At 70.3% G+C, this 18,223-nt stretch carries 18 protein-coding genes and 3 pseudogenes; 20 read left to right on the top strand and 1 reads right to left on the bottom strand.

Annotated features, from left to right (window positions below; translation table 11 throughout):
• The first annotated feature begins 12 nt into the window (after positions 1-12).
• The 12 genes and pseudogenes from ACZ9QC_RS37520 (at position 13) to ACZ9QC_RS37465 (ending at position 9,815) form a co-directional block, all read left to right on the top strand.
• On the top strand, positions 13-1,338 hold the full coding sequence (locus tag ACZ9QC_RS37520; RefSeq protein WP_472917158.1) for an L-fuconate dehydratase: 1,326 nt from the start codon (positions 13-15) through the stop codon (positions 1,336-1,338).
• On the top strand, positions 1,331-2,233 hold the full coding sequence (locus ACZ9QC_RS37515; protein WP_472917157.1) for an amidohydrolase family protein: 903 nt from the start codon (positions 1,331-1,333) through the stop codon (positions 2,231-2,233). Before ACZ9QC_RS37520 ends, ACZ9QC_RS37515 begins: the two co-directional genes overlap by 8 nt.
• Positions 2,224-2,661: an RbsD/FucU domain-containing protein gene (locus ACZ9QC_RS37510; RefSeq protein WP_472917156.1), complete on the top strand. Its 438-nt coding sequence runs from the start codon at positions 2,224-2,226 to the stop codon at positions 2,659-2,661. The genes ACZ9QC_RS37515 and ACZ9QC_RS37510 overlap by 10 nt, the downstream gene beginning before the upstream one ends.
• On the top strand, positions 2,658-3,701 hold the full coding sequence (locus tag ACZ9QC_RS37505) for a zinc-dependent alcohol dehydrogenase (RefSeq protein WP_472917155.1): 1,044 nt from the start codon (positions 2,658-2,660) through the stop codon (positions 3,699-3,701). Before ACZ9QC_RS37510 ends, ACZ9QC_RS37505 begins: the two co-directional genes overlap by 4 nt.
• Positions 3,698-4,459 (top strand): SDR family oxidoreductase, encoded by a 762-nt coding sequence (locus ACZ9QC_RS37500; protein WP_472917154.1) that lies wholly within the window; start codon positions 3,698-3,700, stop codon positions 4,457-4,459. The genes ACZ9QC_RS37505 and ACZ9QC_RS37500 overlap by 4 nt, the downstream gene beginning before the upstream one ends.
• The gene (locus tag ACZ9QC_RS37495; RefSeq protein ID WP_472917153.1) at positions 4,456-5,088 is read left to right on the top strand and encodes a bifunctional 4-hydroxy-2-oxoglutarate aldolase/2-dehydro-3-deoxy-phosphogluconate aldolase; all 633 of its coding nucleotides are present in this window, start codon (positions 4,456-4,458) and stop codon (positions 5,086-5,088) included. The genes ACZ9QC_RS37500 and ACZ9QC_RS37495 overlap by 4 nt, the downstream gene beginning before the upstream one ends.
• On the top strand, positions 5,085-6,179 hold the full coding sequence (locus tag ACZ9QC_RS37490) for a PfkB family carbohydrate kinase (RefSeq protein WP_472917152.1): 1,095 nt from the start codon (positions 5,085-5,087) through the stop codon (positions 6,177-6,179). Before ACZ9QC_RS37495 ends, ACZ9QC_RS37490 begins: the two co-directional genes overlap by 4 nt.
• A gap of 87 nt (positions 6,180-6,266) precedes the next feature.
• A complete protein-coding gene (locus tag ACZ9QC_RS37485; RefSeq protein WP_472921917.1) occupies positions 6,267-7,280 on the top strand; it encodes an aldo/keto reductase in 1,014 nt (337 codons plus the stop codon).
• Positions 7,271-7,993: a FadR/GntR family transcriptional regulator gene (locus tag ACZ9QC_RS37480; protein WP_472917151.1), complete on the top strand. Its 723-nt coding sequence runs from the start codon at positions 7,271-7,273 to the stop codon at positions 7,991-7,993. The genes ACZ9QC_RS37485 and ACZ9QC_RS37480 overlap by 10 nt, the downstream gene beginning before the upstream one ends.
• Before the next feature lie 433 nt (positions 7,994-8,426).
• Positions 8,427-8,663, top strand: coding sequence for a hypothetical protein (locus tag ACZ9QC_RS37475; RefSeq protein ID WP_472917150.1), 237 nt, complete (start codon positions 8,427-8,429; stop codon positions 8,661-8,663).
• Positions 8,664-8,702: 39 nt separating this feature from the next.
• Positions 8,703-8,897 (top strand): annotated as a pseudogene (locus ACZ9QC_RS37470) (transposase); the annotation flags it as partial.
• Positions 8,898-9,299: 402 nt separating this feature from the next.
• The gene (locus ACZ9QC_RS37465) at positions 9,300-9,815 is read left to right on the top strand and encodes a DUF1269 domain-containing protein (protein WP_472917149.1); all 516 of its coding nucleotides are present in this window, start codon (positions 9,300-9,302) and stop codon (positions 9,813-9,815) included.
• Between the two features lie 561 nt (positions 9,816-10,376).
• Here the strand turns inward: ACZ9QC_RS37465 and ACZ9QC_RS37460 are convergent.
• Positions 10,377-10,516 (bottom strand): annotated as a pseudogene (locus ACZ9QC_RS37460) (helix-turn-helix domain-containing protein); the annotation flags it as partial.
• 20 nt (positions 10,517-10,536) lie between these two features.
• On the opposite strand from ACZ9QC_RS37460, the gene ACZ9QC_RS37455 reads away from it, so the two are divergent.
• From ACZ9QC_RS37455 to ACZ9QC_RS37420, 8 genes and pseudogenes are all read left to right on the top strand, one after another.
• The gene (locus tag ACZ9QC_RS37455; protein WP_472917148.1) at positions 10,537-11,916 is read left to right on the top strand and encodes a PucR family transcriptional regulator; all 1,380 of its coding nucleotides are present in this window, start codon (positions 10,537-10,539) and stop codon (positions 11,914-11,916) included.
• 179 nt (positions 11,917-12,095) lie between these two features.
• Positions 12,096-13,049 carry a fumarylacetoacetate hydrolase family protein gene (locus tag ACZ9QC_RS37450; RefSeq protein WP_472917147.1) on the top strand — a complete coding sequence of 318 codons (954 nt, stop codon included), beginning with the start codon at positions 12,096-12,098 and terminating at the stop codon, positions 13,047-13,049.
• Positions 13,050-13,060: 11 nt separating this feature from the next.
• Positions 13,061-13,702 (top strand): VOC family protein, encoded by a 642-nt coding sequence (locus tag ACZ9QC_RS37445; protein ID WP_472917146.1) that lies wholly within the window; start codon positions 13,061-13,063, stop codon positions 13,700-13,702.
• 3 nt (positions 13,703-13,705) lie between these two features.
• A pseudogene (locus ACZ9QC_RS37440) lies at positions 13,706-13,975 on the top strand (FAD-dependent oxidoreductase); the annotation flags it as partial.
• A 61-nt stretch (positions 13,976-14,036) separates the two neighbouring features.
• The gene (locus tag ACZ9QC_RS37435) at positions 14,037-14,387 is read left to right on the top strand and encodes a DoxX family protein (protein ID WP_472917145.1); all 351 of its coding nucleotides are present in this window, start codon (positions 14,037-14,039) and stop codon (positions 14,385-14,387) included.
• Between the two features lie 20 nt (positions 14,388-14,407).
• Positions 14,408-14,881, top strand: a complete 474-nt coding sequence (locus ACZ9QC_RS37430; RefSeq protein ID WP_472917144.1) for a flavin reductase family protein — start codon at positions 14,408-14,410, stop codon at positions 14,879-14,881.
• Positions 14,882-14,904: 23 nt separating this feature from the next.
• Positions 14,905-16,119, top strand: coding sequence for an acyl-CoA dehydrogenase family protein (locus ACZ9QC_RS37425; RefSeq protein WP_472917143.1), 1,215 nt, complete (start codon positions 14,905-14,907; stop codon positions 16,117-16,119).
• A gap of 16 nt (positions 16,120-16,135) precedes the next feature.
• Entirely contained in the window at positions 16,136-18,127 is a 1,992-nt protein-coding gene (locus ACZ9QC_RS37420) for an acyl-CoA synthetase (RefSeq protein ID WP_472917142.1), read from the top strand.
• The last annotated feature ends 96 nt before the right edge of the window (positions 18,128-18,223 follow it).

The following is an 18,223-nucleotide window of genomic DNA, read 5'->3' as shown; positions in this document are numbered from 1 at the left end:
GAGTTGCCGCCCATGTCCTCCACCGTGCCCTCATCCGCCCGCATCACCGCCCTGGACGTCCTGGACGTGCGGTTCCCCACCTCCGAACACCTCGACGGCTCGGACGCGATGAACCCCGAGCCCGACTACTCCGCCGCCTATGTGGTCCTGCGCACCGACGCCGGTGACGGGCTGGAGGGGCACGCCCTGGCTTTCACCACCGGCCGCGGCAACGATGTCCAGGCCGCCGCCATCGCAGCCCTCGCCCCCCATGTGGTCGGCCTGTCCGTCGAGGAGGTCTGCGGCGATCTCGGGGCCTTCTCCCGCTCCCTCGTCCACGACCCCCAACTGCGCTGGCTCGGCCCGGAGAAGGGCGCCATCCACATGGCGACCGGCGCCGTCGTCAACGCCGCCTGGGACCTCGCCGCCAAGCGGGCCGGGAAGCCCGTCTGGCGCTTCCTCGCCGAGATGACGCCCGAGGAGCTGGTCGCGCAGGTCGACTTCCGCTGGCTGTCCGACGCCCTCACCCCCGAGGAGGCACTGGAGATCCTGCGCCGCGCCGAGCCGGGCCGCGAGGAGCGGATCGCCCACCTGCTGGAGCGGGGTTACCCCGCCTACACCACCACCCCGGGCTGGCTCGGCTACTCCGACGAGAAGCTGTCCCGCCTGGCGCGCGAAGCCGTCGCCGACGGCTTCACCCAGATCAAGCTGAAGGTCGGCGCGGACCTCCAGGACGACGTACGCCGCATGCGCACCGCCCGCGAGACCGTCGGCCCGGACATCCGCATCGCCGTCGACGCCAACCAGAGATGGGACGTCCAGCCCGCCATCGACTGGATGCGCGAGTTGGCCCCCTACGACCCGTACTGGATCGAGGAGCCCACCTCCCCCGACGACATCCTCGGCCACGCCGCCGTCCGCAAGGCGCTCACCCCCATCAAGGTCGCCACCGGTGAACACGTCGCCAACCGGGTCGTGTTCAAGCAGCTCCTCCAGGCGGAGGCGGTGGACATCGTGCAGATCGACTCCGCGCGGGTCGGCGGGGTCAACGAGAACCTCGCGATCCTGCTGCTCGCCGCGAAGTTCGGCGCCCCGGTCTGCCCGCACGCCGGCGGGGTCGGCCTGTGCGAGATGGTCCAGCACCTGTCGATGTTCGACTACGTCGCCGTCTCCGGCACCACCGAGGACCGCGTCATCGAGTACGTCGACCACCTGCACGAGCACTTCGTCGACCCGGTACGCATCGCCGACGGCCACTACCTGGCGCCGACACTGCCGGGGCTCGGCGCACAGATGCACCCCGCCTCCCTCAAGGAGTACACCTACCCCGACGGCCCGGTCTGGTCGGCCCGTGTCTGATGTGCCCGGGCTGGTCGACGCCCACCACCACGTGTGGGACCTCGACCGCCGTCCCCAGCCCTGGCTGAGCGAGCCGGGCCACGCGCCGATCCACCGGACCTTCGGCACGGACGACCTGCGATCGGCCGCGACCCGGCCGATCGCCGGGCGGCGGCTGCGGAGCACCGTCGTCGTCCAGTGCGTCACGTCCGTGTCGGAGACCCGCGAGCTGCTCGCGCTGGCCGACCGGGACCCCCTGGTCGGCGCGGTCGTCGGCTGGGTCGACCTGACCGCACCGGCCGTCGGCGACGTCCTCGACCAGCTGCGGGCCGGCCCCGGTGGCGGGTATCTGCGGGCCGTACGCCACCTCGTCCAGGGCGAGTCCGACCCCCACTGGCTGCAACAGCCGTCCGTGGAGCGGTCGTTGCATGCGGTGCGGGAGCGCGGGCTGGCGTACGACATCCTCATCCGTGATCACCAGTTCGACCAGGCGATCCGCCTGGCTGAACGCCTCCCGGAGCTGCCCCTGGTGCTCGACCACGCAGGCAAGCCGCCCATCGCCCGACGCAATCTGAAGGACTGGGAGCGCGGCGTGCGGCGACTGGCCGCGCATCCCCACGTCCGGTGCAAGGTGTCGGGCCTGGTCACCGAGGCCGACCACGAGAAGTGGACCGTCGAAGACATCCGGCCGGTGTGGGAGGTGCTGCTGGCGGCCTTCGGCCCCGACCGGCTGATGTTCGGCTCGGACTGGCCGGTCTGCGTCCTCGCGGGCGGCTGGAACCGGTGGGCCGCCGCCGTGGAGGAGCTTCTGGCCGGCTGCTCCGCGACCGATGTCGAGGCAGTCCTCGCCGGTACCGCCAGCACGTTCTACCGCCTCAACCCACTTCGAAGGAAGGAGGGCACTTCGTGCTCCTGACCGATCTGCTGCACCCGGGCATTCTCGAAGCGCTGGCCGGCGCCGGCCACGGCGGCCGTGTGCTGTTGGCCGACGGCCACTACCCTGCGAGCACCGCCACCGGAGACCGCGCCCGGACCGTGCACCTGAACCTGGCCCCCGGACTGCTGGACGTCACCACCGTCCTCGACGTCCTGCTGACCGCGCTGCCCGTGGAGTCGGCCCAAGTGATGGTGCCGCCCGAGGGCGAACCGGAACCGCCGGCCATCGCCGAGTATCGCGCGCGTCTGGCGCCCGCCCCGGTGGAGGCCCTCGACCGGTTCGCGTTCTACGACGCCGCCCGCTCCCCCGACCTGGCTCTCGCCGTCGTCACCGCCGACACCCGTACCTACGCCAACCTGCTGCTGACCATCGGCGTCCGCGCTGAAGGGACCCTGACGACACGATGACACTCGCCGTCCGCTACAAGGCTGCCCGCACCCTGGACACCGCTCCCGCATCGACCGTGGAGCCGGGCCCCGGAGAGGTGGTACTCGCTCCCGCCTACGTCGGTATCTGCGGCACCGATCTGCACATTTTCCACGGCGACATGGACGCCCGCGTCGCCACGCCAGCCGTCCTGGGGCACGAGATGTCCGGCCGGGTCGTCGGGGTCGGCCCCGACGTGGAAGGCTGGCAGGTCGGGGACGCGGTGACCGTGATGCCGCTGCGCTGGGACGACACCTGCCCGGCCTGCCGGGCCGGTCACCAGCACGTCTGCCAGCACCTCGACTTCATCGGCATCGACTCTCCCGGCGCCATGCAGCAGCGCTGGACCGTACCCGCAACGACCCTTGTACGGCTGCCCGACTCCCTGCCCCTGGACCACGCCGCGCTCGTGGAGCCGACCGCGGTCGCGGTGCACGATGTCGGCCGGGCCCATGTCGCCGAGGGCGAGAAGGCCGTTGTGGTCGGCGGCGGCCCCGTCGGCATCCTCATCGCCCTGGTCGCCCGGGCCGCCGGAGCAGATGTCCGGGTGGTCGAGCTCAGCGCCCACCGGCGGCTGCTCGCCGAGGAGTTGGGGCTGACCACCTGGGACCCGGCCGCCGACGACCTGCCCGAACTGGTCCGTCAGTGGACCGGCGACGCCGGTGCGGACGTTGCCTTCGAAGTCTCCGGTGCCCAAGGCGGAGTGGACACCGCCGTCGAGGTTCTCGGCGTGCGCGGCCGGTTGTGCCTGGTCGCCATCCACCCCCGGCCCCGCGAGGTCAACCTGCACCGCTTCTTCTGGCGCGAACTCACCCTCGTCGGCGCCCGGTTGTACGACCGCGCCGACTTCGAGAAGGCGGTGGCGCTGGTCGCCGACGGCACGGTTCCGGCCGGGCGTCTGATCAGCAAGGTCGTGCCGCTCACCCAGGCGCCTGCGGCGTTCGAGGCGCTGGAGGGCGGCGGCGACGTGATGAAGATCCTGGTGGACTGCACCGACGACGCCCAGGGAGCCGCCGTATGAGCGCCTTCGACCTCACCGGGAAACTCGCCGTCGTCACCGGAGCCCGGCGCGGTATCGGCCGGGCCATGGCCCGAGCCCTCGCCGAAGCCGGAGCCGACATCATCGGAGTGAGCGCCAACCTGGAGGAGTCCGGCAGCGACGTCGAGAAGGACGTCACCGCCCTGGGCCGCACCTTCGAAGCCGTCCGCACCGACTTCGCCGACCCCGACGCCGTCCGCGCCCTCGGCGCCGACCTCGCCGGACGCGAACGCCCCGTGGACATCCTCGTCAACAACGCGGGCACCATCCGCCGCGCCCCGGCCGCCGAACACAGCGACGCCGACTGGGAGTTGGTGCTCCAGGTCAACCTCAACGCGCAGTTCGCGCTGACCCGGGCCGTCGGCGCCGGCATGGTCGCCCGCGGCCACGGCAAGGTCATCTTCACCGCCTCGCTGCTCAGCTACCAGGGCGGCATCACCGTCCCCGGCTACACCGCCGCCAAGCACGGCATCGCCGGTCTGACCAAGGCGCTGGCCAACGAGTGGGCGCCGCACGGCGTCAACGTCAACGCCATCGCCCCCGGCTACATCGCCACCGACAACACCCAGGCCCTCCAGGACGACCCCGTCCGCAGCAGGGCGATCCTGGACCGTATCCCCGCCGGGCGCTGGGGCAGCGCCGACGACCTGGCCGGCGCCACCGTCTTCCTCGCCTCCGACGCCGCCGCCTACATCCACGGCACCACCCTGCCCGTCGACGGCGGATGGCTCGGCCGATGACCGACACCGACCTCGCGGGCGTGCTCGACGGCGCCCGCATCATGCCGGTGCTGACCGTGCCCGCCCCCGGCACGGCCGGCCCACTGGCCGAAGCGCTCGCCGAGGGCGGCGCTCGGTGCGCCGAAGTCACCTTCCGCACCCCCGACGCCGAACAGGTACTCAAGACCATGGCGGCTCACGGCGCACTGGCCGTCGGCGCCGGCACGGTCCTCACCGCCGAGCAGGCAGAGCGGGCCGTCGCAGCCGGAGCCCGTTTCGTCGTTTCCCCGGGCTACGACGAGGACGTCGTCGCCACGTGCCGCGAGCTGAACGTGCCCGTGGTGCCCGGCATCGCCACCGCCACCGAACTGATGCGCGCCCTGAAGGCGGGCCTGGACACCGTCAAGCTGTTCCCCGCCGAACCGCTCGGCGGCATCCCGGTTCTGCGCGCTCTCGCGGCCCCCTTCCCCAGGGCACGGTTCGTGCCGACCGGCGGTATCGACGCCTCACGCCTGCCCGCCTACCTCGCCCAGACGGCTGTCCTCGCCGTCGGCGGCAGCTGGATGGCGACCACCGCCCATCTGGAGCGGGGCGAGTACGGGGAGATCCGTCGGCTGACCGCCAAGGCAGTCCACGGGAGTGCGCCGTGACCGACGTGCTGGCCCTGGGCGAGGTGATGCTCCGCTTCGACCCGGGCGAGGGCAGGATCCGCACCACCCGCACCTTCCAGGTGTGGGAGGGCGGCGGCGAGTACAACGTCGTACGGGGACTGCGGCGCTGCTTCGGGCTGCGTACGGCCGTCGTCACCGCCCTCGCCGACAACGCGGTCGGCCGACTCGTCGAGGACCTGATCCTCCAGGGCGGCGTCGACACCTCGCTCATCCGCTGGGTGCCCGACGACGGCATCGGCCGCACCGCCCGCAACGGCCTCAACTTCGTCGAGCGCGGCTACGGCATCCGCGGCGCCCTCGGCGTCAGCGACCGCGCGCACACCGCCGTCTCCCAGCTACGCAAAGGGGACGTCGACTGGGATTCGGTGTTCTCTGCCGGGGTGCGCTGGTTCCACACCGGCGGCATCTTCGCGGGTCTGTCCGACACCACCGTGGATGTCGCCGACGAGGCCATGGCGGCGGCGCGGCGGCACGGTGTGACGGTTTCCTACGACCCCAACTACCGTCCCAGTCTCTGGGGCGGCCGCGGCGGCGCCGACCGGGCCCGCGAGGTCGACCTGCACCTCGCCCGGCGCGCCGACGTCGTCGTGGGCGCCCTCGGCCTGGCCGGACCGTACCCGGGAGCGGTGCGGGTCGGTGCCGACGGCGTGCCCGACGCACTTGCCTCCGTCGCCGCCCTCCTGCCCGGGGCGAAGGTGTTGGCGACGACTCTGCGGGAAGTACCCTCCGCCGGGGTCAACGACTGGACGTCGGCCGCCTGGTCGGCCCCTACCGGGTTCGTCCACGGCCCGCAGATGCCCGGCTTGCACGTCCTGGACCGCATCGGGTCGGGTGATGGCTTCGCGGCAGGCCTGATCTACGGGCTGCTGACCGCCGGCGGTGAAGAGGGGGGACCGGTGTGCGGCACCGGGCCCGCGGCGAACCTCGACGTCGCCGGAGTGAGCCGCGCCCTGGCCTACGGGACAGCGCACGGCGCCCTCACCATGACCACCCCCGGCGACGTGTCCATGGCCTCACTCGCCGAGGTCGAGGCGCTCATGGAGGGCGGTTCGGCCGCCGTCAGAAGGTGACGGGTTCATGAGCGCTCACGCCGTCCCGGCTCCTCCGGGAGAACAGTTGACACAGCCTCTCAGGGAGAACAGTTGACTCAGCACAGCATGGGGCGCCGGAGGATCGGGAGTACCGCTGTCGAACTCACCGAACTCGGGTTCGGGGCCTCCGTCATCGGCAACCTCTACAAGGTCACCCCGGCGCACGACGCGCGGACCGCGGTCGAGACCGCCTGGCAAGCGGGCATCCGGTATTTCGACACGGCACCCCATTACGGCCTCGGTCTGTCCGAGCGGCGCCTGGGCGCGGCGCTGCGTGACCGGCCGCGTGAGGAGTACGTGCTCTCCTCCAAGGTCGGTCGGCTGCTCGTCCGCAACGAGCAGCCCACGGGCACCGACGACGAGGGTTTCGTCGTCCGCGACGACCTGCGCCGGCAGTGGGACTTCAGCCGCGACGGCGTGCTCCGCTCCATCGAGGACAGCCTGGAGCGCACGGGCCTGGACCGGCTGGACATCGTCTACCTGCATGATCCCGACGACCACTGGAAGCAGGCGGCCGAGGAGGCCATACCCGCCCTGGCCGAGTTGCGCGACCAAGGTGTGATCGGCGCGATCGGCGCAGGCATGAACCAGTCGGCCATGCTCGCCCGCTTCCTACGCGAGACCGCCGCCGACGTGGTCATGCTCGCCGGGCGCTACACCCTCCTCGACCAGTCGGCGCTGGACGACGTCCTGCCCGCCGCCGAGGATCTGGGCAAGAGCGTGGTGGCCGTGGGCGTGTTCAATTCGGGACTGCTCTCCCGCGACCGGCCCGCCGAGGGCATGAAGTACGACTACCAGGCGGCTTCCCCGGCCCTGGTGGCCCGCGCCCGGGCGATCGCCGAGGTCTGCGCGGCACACGGCACGACGTTGCCCGCCGCGGCGATCGCCTTCCCGTTCAGCCATCCCGCCGTCGTCAACGCCACCCTCGGAATGCGGACCACCGATCAGGTCGTTCGGAACGTGGAACTCCGCCAACAGCACATCCCCCAAGCGCTCTGGGACGACCTGCGAGCCCGGGGACTCATCAGACCGGACGTCCCGGCGGCAAACGAGTCGGAAAGGGGTATGCGATGTCTTTGACGGACAGGGCCATCACGCAGATCCGTGAGCTGATCCGCAGCGGAGCACTGCCGCCGGGCTCGAAGCTCCCTCCGGAGGCGGAGCTGGCCGCCCAGCTGGGGCTGTCCCGCAACCTCGCCCGGGAGGCCGTGAAGGCGCTGGCCGTCGCCCGGGTTCTGGAGGTCCGCCGGGGCGACGGCACTTATGTCACCAGTCTGCAGCCAAGCCTGCTCCTGGAAGGGCTCGGCGGTGCGGTGGAACTGCTGCAGGGCGATTCGGCTGCGCTGCAGGACCTGATGGAAACGCGGCGGCTCCTGGAACCGGTCGCGACGGCGCTGGCCGCCACCCGGATCTCCGACGAGCAACTGGCCGAGGTCGAGCGCCACCTGGAGGCCATGCGCGAAGCCCAGGACGACGTGGAGCGGCTGAACGTGCACGACGCCGCCTTCCACCGTGCCGTCATCTCCGCCACGGGAAACGAAACGCTGCTCACACTCCTGGAGAGCATCTCCGGGCGTACTCTGCGCGCCCGCATCTGGCGCGGTCTTGTCGACACCCAGGCATCAGGCCGGACACTCGCCGAGCACGAGGCCATCTTCCGAGCGCTGTCCGTCCGCGACGCTTCGCTCAGCCAGGCCGCCGCACTGCTGCACGTCAGCAACACCGAGCTGTGGCTCAGGGACCACCTGCGCTCACGGGAAGCCCTCCCCTGGGGGGTGACAACCGGGGATTGACGGCCGGTGGCCCCTACAGCACCGGCCCGAGCACCGGGACCACGCCGACGGCGGAGCCGACAGCGACATGGGACGGACCGGCCGATGCGGCGCCGCGCGTCGGGATGTGGGCGAGATCGATGTGCGACGCGGCGTACGAGCTGCACGACAGCGCGCGCGGGCGGCTCGGACCAGGAATGCGCCGAGGATGCCGTGTCCTGGCCGACACCACTTTGGGGGCGGAGCAAGCTAGACGACCCGATACCTGACTGGCGGTCCTTCGGTCGCTCCGCTGGAGGAGACCGGACCGCCGGCCGACACGGCAGGCGCCCCGAACGGGGCCGAGCGGCGTGGGATTACCGAGGGCCGCGGCTGTGCGGGGGGGGAACTCGAAGCCGAGCTGGAACGGGTGCGGGCGGCTCTGGCGGACGCGGAAGAAGCGCTCAGGCGCCGTGTGATCGGGCTGGAGCAGTATTTGGAGGCACCGGCCGAGGCGGATGCGCCCGCCGGAGTGATCCGCGAGGTGTCGCATCGCAAGCGGGTGGGACCGCATCGGGCGGTGCCTCACCGGCAGAACGCCACCGGGGCCGAGGAGTTGTCGCCGGACCATCAGGTGTTGATGGCCGCCGCGGTGGAAGCGACAGGAGTCGGGCTGGGTGCCCGGCAGGCAGCGGTGGTGCTGGGCTGGTAACCGTCGTCGGCCCAGATGCGCGCCAGCCGCCGGAAGCTCGAACTCGCGGACGCGGTGTTGTGCGTGGACAGGCCGGTGAAGGCCCTGGTCGAGCTGTCGCCGGCGGTTGAGAACCGGCGCGGGCACGGTGCGCTGTATGCGGCTTTGGACCGCGGCTGGCTGGAGCCGACGCGGTTGCGCCGCACGGTTGCCGGCCTGCCACTGCCGAAGGCGGCCGACGGCCGGATCGTACTGGGCGCAATCGCCGGCCAGCCAGGCCGCTGCTTGTGGCCCACCCTCTTCTGCCGCACAGTGTTCTGCCTCCGTGAGGGCCGACGATCCGCCCCCCTGGTACTGATCTGACCTGCCAGAACAACTCGGTGCGCAGCTCGGGCGTGGCCCGGCAGCCCACAGGTCAAGAGGGGATCGCCCTGTTGATGAACGACTGGTTCATTTCGGCGAGCCGACGCTTTCGCCTCCCACTGCCCCGGCAAGACGGCGACTTTGTCACTCGATTGACTTTGTCGTTCGACATAGTCCATAGTGGTGCCGTCACCGAGCCCCGGACAGGACAAAGCTTCCCGATGAGCACCACCTCATCGCGTTCGTCGGCGTTCCCGGTGTGCAGGTGCGTCCCGACACGACAGGAGTCACCCCATGACCGACATGATCGCCATGGCCTACAACGACGAGGCCACCGCCAAGCAGGTGCTGGCCGAATTGCACGCCCTCAAGACCGAACACTCCCTGCACCTCGCCGATGCGGTTCTCGTCACCCGCAACGAGGAGGGCAGGGTCAAGATTCACTCCTCGGACAACCCGGTGGTCGACGGTGCGGTCTCCGGCGCGATCTGGGGTGGCCTTATCGGGCTGCTCCTGCTTCAGCCGCTGCTGGGCGCTGCGATAGGCGCCGCCACCAGCAGCGTCACGGCAGCCGTGTCCGAGGACGAGGACGACAACACGGCCTTCGTCAACCAGCTCGGCCACCGCCTTCAGCCCGGCGGCGCCGCCGTGATCGCCCTGATCATCGACGCCACCGAGGAAAAGGTGCTGCCCCGGATCGCCCCGTACGGAGGTGACCTCCTGCACACCTCACTGACCCTGGCCGAGGAGCAGAGGCTCCGCGACGCGATCAACCCCCAGCCCGCCAGGACCGGCGAACCGACTGCCTGATCCCGCCCCGGGTGGCGTCACACCGCTGCTGACGCCACTCGAACCGCTCCGTGGCTACCCAGCGATTCGGGCCGTCCGCGCCGCCTCGGCCGGAGCGGCGGCAGATCTCCATGACACCAGCGGCCGCGGCTGGCACAGAACCCTGTTGACAAGCACCGAGCCGATCCGCGCCCCGGACTTCCTGCGCACCGTGGCCATCGCCACACGCCTGCCACTGCGTCCCCGTACAACGCCGCGGCGCCCTCCTCACCGACGCGCGGCCTTCGGAACTCCACGTTCTGCTGCGATCCCTCTCCGACGCCGCCACGGTCGCCGCCGACGACGAGGACGCCGGCGTGTATCCGGACGGCTTCCGAATCCGTGTACTACTGCACGACACCCCGCACCGGCTCCGCGCCCTCGCCCGGCGTGTCCAGGCCGCGGCCCCGGACCGGCTGCACGAAGAACGCGATGAGCGTGGGGAACTCCGCTGACACCTCTGGCAGCACTGGATGAGTTCCGGCCTGCTTCCCGGCGGAGAGGATCTCGGCGGGGGCGCCTCCATGTCCTTCACCAAGGCGCCCGTGTCGGGTTTGAGGGGTTTGGGGTCGCTCGGTCGGTCATCCCGGCCTGCCGAGCTGCCGGTAGCGGTCGGCCCAACGTTGGACGGTGGTGGGCGAGACCTGAAAGCGTCCGGCGGCCCGGCGCACGGTCCAGCCGTCATGTTCGGTGTCTGTTGTACTTGCTGACCAAGGGTGCGCTCGGCGGCACGGACTGGTCGCTGCGCTTCGGTCGCGGACAGAGTTGGCGAGGTCCAGTGGACGACATGGGCGGATGGATTCGTGAGCTCGCGCCGCGCGGCCGGAATGTGTTGTCCCGGTCGGTGCTGCCCTCGGCCCAGATCAACCGGCTTGTCGACCGGGTCGGCGAGGGTCCGGTGGCCTGGGCCGTCGAACTTGCCCAGGGCATGGCTGATCACATGACCACGCAGATCCCGCAGCTTGGCGTGGACGGCCTCGCGCAGGAGCTGCGGAAGGGATGTGAGGCCGTCGCGTTGAGCATCGTCGCTGCGCTGGCCGAGAACACCGAGGTCGCGCTGGAGCCTCCGGCGGAAGCGCTCACGGGCGCTGCGGAGGCTGTGGGCTGGGGAGTCGGTATCGAGCACGTGCTGCAAAGCGTCCAGCTCGGTCATGCCTACGCTGTCAGGGAGCTCCTGGCCGAGGCCGAACGACACCTGCCTGCCTCCGACCGGTTCGCGGCGGTGGGGCATATCTCGGAAGTGCTGTTCGCGATCGTCAACCAGCTGTCCGCCGCGATGACTCGCGAGTTCTCCCGGGCGCACGCTGCCTGGGTGACCAGTTCGGCCGCCGTGCGCATGGAGCTGGTGCAGGAGATCCTCGACGGAAAGCCGGTCGCTGCCGATCATGCGCACCGCGTCCTGGGCTACGACCTCACCCGTCGGCACACCGCATTGGTGGTGTGGGCTGACGACCTCGAACAGGCCGGTCCCGGCCGGTTGGCAGGGGTCGCGGAGCAGTTGCTGCGGGCGGGCGGAGCGACGGGCACCTTGATCCTGCCTGTCGGCCGGCAACGGGTGTGGGCGTGGGGGTCCAGTGTCCGTGGTGCCTGGGTGGGGCCGCCGGCATCGACGGGGACGCCCCTGTCCGGGATCCGGGTGGCGGCCGGGCTGCCCGAGTCCGGCGTCGAGGGGTTCGCGTCCAGTCACGGTCAGGCCCTCGATGCCGTCCGGGTCGGGATGCTGTCCCGCACCGACCGGTGGCTGTTCGACTACGCCGAGCTCGACCTGCTCGCCATGCTCAGCACGCATCTCGACGAGGCGCGCCGGTTCGTGCGCCGTGAGCTGGGTGGACTCGCCGGATCCGGGGAGCCTGCCACCACCCTGCGCACCACGCTCAAGAGCTATCTGGACACGGAACGGAGCCTGAACACGACGGCTGAGATGCTGCACGTCGCGCGTAACACGGTTGCGTACCGCATCCAGCGGGCCGAGCAGTTGCGGGGCGGGGAGATCGAGGTCCGGCGGATGCAACTTCAGGTTGCGCTGGCGCTCGCGGAGGAGTTCGGCGACCTCGTGATGAGCGAACAGGCCACCTCGCGCTGACGGCGCTGACGGCCCCTTTGGACTTCGGTCCAATCGGCGGCGGGCCGGTTTGCACCACGGACCAAGCGCCGCGACGGCTGTGTTCGCTGAACTGTCGGCATGTACTTCGGCTACTGGCCGCGATCGCTCGCACCGGCGCCGGCCTCGCTGGTCCGCCGCCGCCCCGCGAGGGAACGCGCATGGTGATCCACCTCGCCCGCTACCGCCTCGATGACGAGATCCGGTGGGCGACCGTTGCCGACGGTGGCCTGTCGCCGCTGGTCGGCAGCTACGCCTCGACCGCGGATCTCATCCGTGACGGCGCCGACGACTGGCGGTCGGCCGTTGAGAAACCTGCCCGACTGCCGACCGGGTCGGTGGAGCTGCTGTCCCCGGTGACCACGCCCTGTCGCGTCCTGTGCCAGGGCGCCAATTACCGGCAGCACGCGATCGAGTCCGGGATGGATCCCGACGCGCGGCCCTTCAACCTGTTCTTCGACAAGACGGACGCCGCGGTCACCGGTCCCGACGCGCCCGTCACCCGGCCGGCCCACGTGCGGCTGCTCGACCACGAGATCGAGCTCGCCCTGGTGCTGCGCAAGCAGGTCACCCAGCCGGAGACCGTCACCGCCGAGAACCTCCACGAGTACGTCTTCGGCATCACCATCGCCAACGACCTCTCCGCCCGCGACGTCCAGCTCCCGCAGGGCCAGTTCCTCAAGGGCAAGAGCTACCGCGGGTTCTGCCCGGTCGGGCCCTATCTCGCGGTCCCGGAGCCGGATGAGTTCCCGCTCCTGGACGACCTCGAACTGCGCCTGGAGGTCAACGGCGAGCTCCGCCAGCACGACAGCACCCGCAACATGCTCTACCGGCCCGCTGAGACGCTCACCGAGCTGACCACGTTCTGCGACCTCGGTCCCGGGGACCTGCTGCTCACCGGCACCCCCCACGGCTGTGCCGCGACGACCCCTCCGGCGCTGGTCCGCCGCCTGGCCACGGCCTTGCTCCCCGAGGACAAGCTCTGGCGGATGTTCATCCGCACCAACCTCCGCAAGCCCTACCTCCAGCCCGGTGACCTCGTGACCGCGAGCATTCGCAGCCCCGACGGCTCCATCGACCTCGGCCGCCAGCACACCAGCATCACCACATCCTGAAAGGACCGCTCATGGAAGCCGCCAAAGAAGTCGGCGCCCGCAAGCCCGGGAACGACACCGCGCCGGCCTTCGTCGCGCACTGGGTCGTCAAGACCGCCCGCCGCGACGAGATGATCGCGTGGTACCGCGTGGTCTTCGGCGCCCGCGTGGTTCACCAGGGCCGGCAGGCCACCTTCCTCAGCTGGGACCACGAGCATCACCGGCTGGCGCTGGTCCCGGTGCCGTCTGTCCTGCGATACCTCTTCCCGCTGGCACGGCTGCGGCGCAAGGTCTACGGGATCGACCACCTCGCCGTCCAGTTCACCTCGCTCGAACGCCTGATCACCACCTACGAGCGACTCAAGCAGGCGGGCATCCACCCGGTCTGGTCCATCAACCACGGGCCGACCCCCTCGCTGTACTACGAGGACCCCGACGGCATCCGCCTGGAGTTCCAGGTGGACAACTACCCCACCACCGAGGCCACTGCCGCCTTCTTCGCCGGCGAGGAATTCGCCGCCAACCCGATCGGCACCGAGTTCGACCCGGAGTACATGCTCGAGCGGCTGCGCCGCGGCGACGACCCGGCCGAGCTGCTCCGGCCCGGCGCGGGCACCCCGCCCGGCACCACGCCACGGGCCAATAGGCGGGCGATCACCTGGAAGACTCTCTAGGTCATGCGCACCGCACCGGTCGTGATCGCGGGCGCTGGCTCGACGGGAAGCGCCCTCGCACTGCTGCCGGCCCGGCACGGCATTCCCAGCACGGTGCTCGAACGCCGCGAGCAGCCCCTGATACACCCCACGGCCCACCTCATCAACGGCCGCTCACTCGAAGTCTGGCACCACGCGTCACCCCGACCGGCCACGGAGATCACCGCGCCGGCACCCCCCAGCGCAACGATCAACGTCATCCGCTGGTGCTCACGGCTCACCGAGTCGCTCGGCGAAATCGAACTATGTAGCGGCAGGTCAACACACCGCGTGTACCGCAGAGAGGCGGAGAAGGATGGCTATCGCGTACGCGGTTGTCTCGCTCATGACCGGGACCCTGGTCGCGTTGACCGGCGCTTTGAAGCTGGGCGGCCATCCTTCGATGGCGAAGAACGCCGCACATCTGGGTTACTCCGAAGAGGCCTTCCGGCGCATCGGCATGCTTGAGGCCGCCGCCGTGGCCGGCTTGATCGGTGGCCTGTGGTGGGCGCCGATCGGCGTAGCTGCCGCGATCGGGGTCGCACTGCTGATGTCCGGAGCGGTCGTGGCGCACGTCCGGGTTCACGATCCGGCGCCTGCGAGCGCACCGGCAGTGGTGTGTGGGCTGCTGGCCGTTGCCACCGCAGTGCTGGGGGTCGCCCGTTGACACCTTCCTCACTGTCACCGGTGGATGATCAGGCCCAGCTGCGGCGAGCGTTCGGATGCTTCCCGAGCGGCGTCGCGGCGGTGTGCGGGATGGCGGGTGACGAACCGGTCGCGATGCTCGCCAGTTCACTCACGTCCGTCTCACTCGATCCTCCGCTGCTGTTGGTCTGCGTGATGGATGGTTCCCGGTCCTGGGCCCGGTTGCTTGAGGTGCAGCGGCTGGGCATCAGCGTCCTGGGGGGTGGTCAGATCGAGCTGTGTCAACTGCTGGCCAGTCGCTCGGAGCAACGGCTGGCCGGGGTTGACATCACGGTGACGCCTCAGGGTGCAGTCCTGCTTCCCGGGGCCACCGCCTGGTTCGACTGCTCGATCCACGACGTGATGCGCGCCGGGGACCACACGATCGTCCTGCTGCGTATTGAGGCGCTGCACGCCCGGCCCGACGAACGACCGCTGGTGTTCCACGCTTCCGCGTACCACCGACTGACCGCGTGATCCAAAACCCTGTGGAGACCCACATGACCTCGTTGCGAAACAGTTCGTCGGAAACCGTGTTGAAACAGGAGCCCGTGGACGACGTGGTTGCGCGCATCCGCGAGCTGGCACCTCTGCTGCGGAAGAACGCCACCCAGGGCGAGCAGGACCGGAGGGTGGCGCAGGAGAGCATCGCCGCGCTCCAGCAGGCCGGAGCGTTCCGGATCGCGGTACCGCGTCGCCATGGCGGCCTGGAGTCCAGCTTGCGCGATCTGCTCGATGTGTCGGCGGCGGTTGCCGAGGCTGATGGCGGGACCTCATGGGTCGTCACCCTGTCCAATGTCAATGCCTGGGCCGCGAGTCTCTTCCCCGGTCCGGCCATCGATGAGGTGTTCGCCGACGGACCGGACACCATCCTGTCGGGCGTCGTGACTCCATCGGGCACCGCCCACAAGGTCGACGGCGGCTATCGGGTGAGCGGCACGTGGGCTTATGCGTCCGCGAGCCTGCATTCGAGCTGGGCCGCTTGCGGAGTGCTGGTGCAGGACGAGAACGGCGAGACGGTCGACCAGGCGATGGTGATGATCCCGCGTGCGGACTACCGGGTCCAGGACACGTGGCACGTCGCGGGCATGCGCGCGTCGGGCAGCAACACGATCGTCGCCGAGGACGTATTCGTTCCCGAGCACAGGACGCTGTCTGTGCTCGCCGGGGCTACGGGTGCCAACGTCGCTGACCATCCCGAGTCTCCGAGCTACCGCTCAGCAGTCGCACCGATGCTCGTCATGGTTCTCGTCGGCCCCCAGCTGGGCATGGCCCGCGCCGCTCTGGACCTGGTCCTGGCGTCGGCACCGAGCAAGGCTCTGGCATACACGACCTTCACTCGGCAGGCCGACTCAGTGGCCTTCCAATTGCTCGTCGCCGAGGCAGCCCTCACGATCGACACTGCGCACCTGCACGCCTATCGTGCCGCTGACGACGTCCAGCGGTATGCCGTCCGCGGCGAGTTTCCCGACCTGACTGCCCGGGCCCGCATCCGCGGCGACGCAGCGATCGCGCTGCGGAGCGTCAACAAGGCGCTCAACATCCTCTTGGACGCCAACGGTGCCGGCAGCTTCGCCGAGGTCAACGCTCTGCAGAGGATCTGGCGCGACTCCAATGTGGCGGCCCGCCACGCGTTCACCCTGCCCCAGGTCTCCCTGGAGACCTACGGCAAGGCACTCCTGGGTGTCACCGATCACATCGCAGCCGTCGTCTGACCTGAAAGAAGAATTCGTGAGCACCGATGCCACCGCCGGACGGGCTGGAGACACCACAGGTCCGGACCGTCCCGACCTGCCTGCCCCCTCGGTCGTTGCAACCGTCCAGGCGGCCAGTCACGTGGAGGACCGTGCGGCCGCCCAGGCCACGGACCTGCTCTGGCCGCAGAGCACGGACCTGACGGCGATCGAGGCTGTTCCGCTGGCGGATCGTGGGCTGCCGACCAGCACCTATGAGCTGGTCGAGCGCGCCGCGGCCCAGTGGCCGAACTGTGACTCTGCCGTTCTGCTACCGGACGCGGCCAGTTGGCTCACCCCGACAACGTGGACGTTCGCGGATCTCTCCGCTGAGGTCACCGCGCTCGCGAACGTGTTCACGGGGCTCGGCATCCGCCGTCGCGACGCGGTCGGGCTGCTCTCGACCAATACCGGCACGTTGCTGGCCGCGATCCTCGCGGCACAGGCGGTCGGCGTCGCCCAGCCGATCAACCCGACGCTGTCGCGGGTCTCGGTCACGCACCTGCTGCAGCTCGGTGGCGCACGAGTACTGGTTGCCGCCGGGCCGGAGCTCAGCCCCGAGATCTGGGCACTGGCCGTATCGCTGGGCGAGGAACTGGACCTGGCCGCTGTCCTGGCACTGCGCCCTGACGGTGCCGGCGTCGACCGACCACCGCTCACAGAGAGCGCCGTACGCACGGCATATCTGGAGGATCTCGCACTCCATGCGGCCTCCGACCACCTTGACGCTCCTGACCGGCCCGGACCCGGCGACCTGGCTTCCTACTTCCACACCGGCGGCACCACCGGGGCACCCAAGCTCGCCGCCCACACGCACGGCAACGAGGTCACGATGGCCTGGAGCCTCGCCGCCATCTCACCTCTCGACGAGGGCGCCACCCTCCTGGCCGGACTGCCGCTCTTCCACGTGAACGCCTTGCTGGTCACCGGTCTGGCCCCGCTGTTCCGGGGGCAGCGAACCCTGTGGACGGGTCCACTCGGCTACCGCGACCCGAACCTTTACGGCGTCATCTGGAAACTCATCGAGAAGTACCAGGTGGTGACCATGTCCGGCGTTCCCACGGTGTACTCGGTCCTCTCCCAGATCCCGGTGGACGCTGATCTGTCCAGCCTCCGCTTCGCCGCCGTCGGAGCCTCACCGTTGCCGCCGGCTGTCCGGCACGCGTTCGAGCAGCACACTGGGGTTCCTCTGTGTGAGGGCTACGGCCTGACCGAAGCCACCTGCGCGAGCGCCCGCAGTCTTCCTGGCAGCATCCGCGCCGGTTCCGTCGGCCAGCGCCTGCCGTACCAGCGGATCAAGGCCGTCGCCGACGGCAGGGACCTCCCGGCCGGCCAGAACGGCGTGCTGATGATCAGCGGCCCCACCGTGTTCCCCGGCTACCTTCGGCCCGGACCGGACGGGCGCCCCGTCACCGAACCGGACGGCAAGATCATCGACGGCTGGCTGGACACCGGCGACCTGGGACGAGTCGACACGGACGGGTACGTCTACCTGACCGGCCGAGCCAAGGACCTGATCATCCGAGGCGGGCACAACATCGACCCGAGCGTGATCGAGGATGCCCTCCTCGACCATCCCGACGTGACCGGCGCCAGTGCCGTCGGCCGTCCCGATCCACACTCGGGTGAGGTCCCGATCGCCTATGTGACGGTCCGCCCCGGCGCAGGGGTGGACGAGGCCGACCTGTGTGCCTGGGCCGCCGCCGGAGTTCCCGAGCCGGCCGCAGCCCCCAAAGACGTCCACATCGTCAGCGAACTGCCGGTCACCGCCGTCGGTAAACCCTTCAAGCCCGCCCTCCGTGAAGACGCCTTGCGGAGGGTCCTGGCCGGCGACCTGCCTGAAGCCGTCCTCGACGTGACCACTGTCGACGGCCGGCTGACCGTCACCGTCCAGGAGTCGGCCGATCCGGCGTCAGTCCAGGAGACACTGTCCCGCTACGCCGTGACCTGGGCCTGGCGTACCGCCGAATCCGAAGGCGCCGAACAGTGACACGTTGGCGAGAGCGCGAAGCGGAACGCGCCCCGGCGCCGCCGTCACACGCTGAAAGAAACCCCGCGCAAGGGTGCGGGCGCACCCCTGGTCAGA

The organism is Streptomyces sp. HUAS MS02, from assembly GCF_055702265.1.
This window is presented reverse-complemented; position numbering and strand designations above follow the sequence as displayed.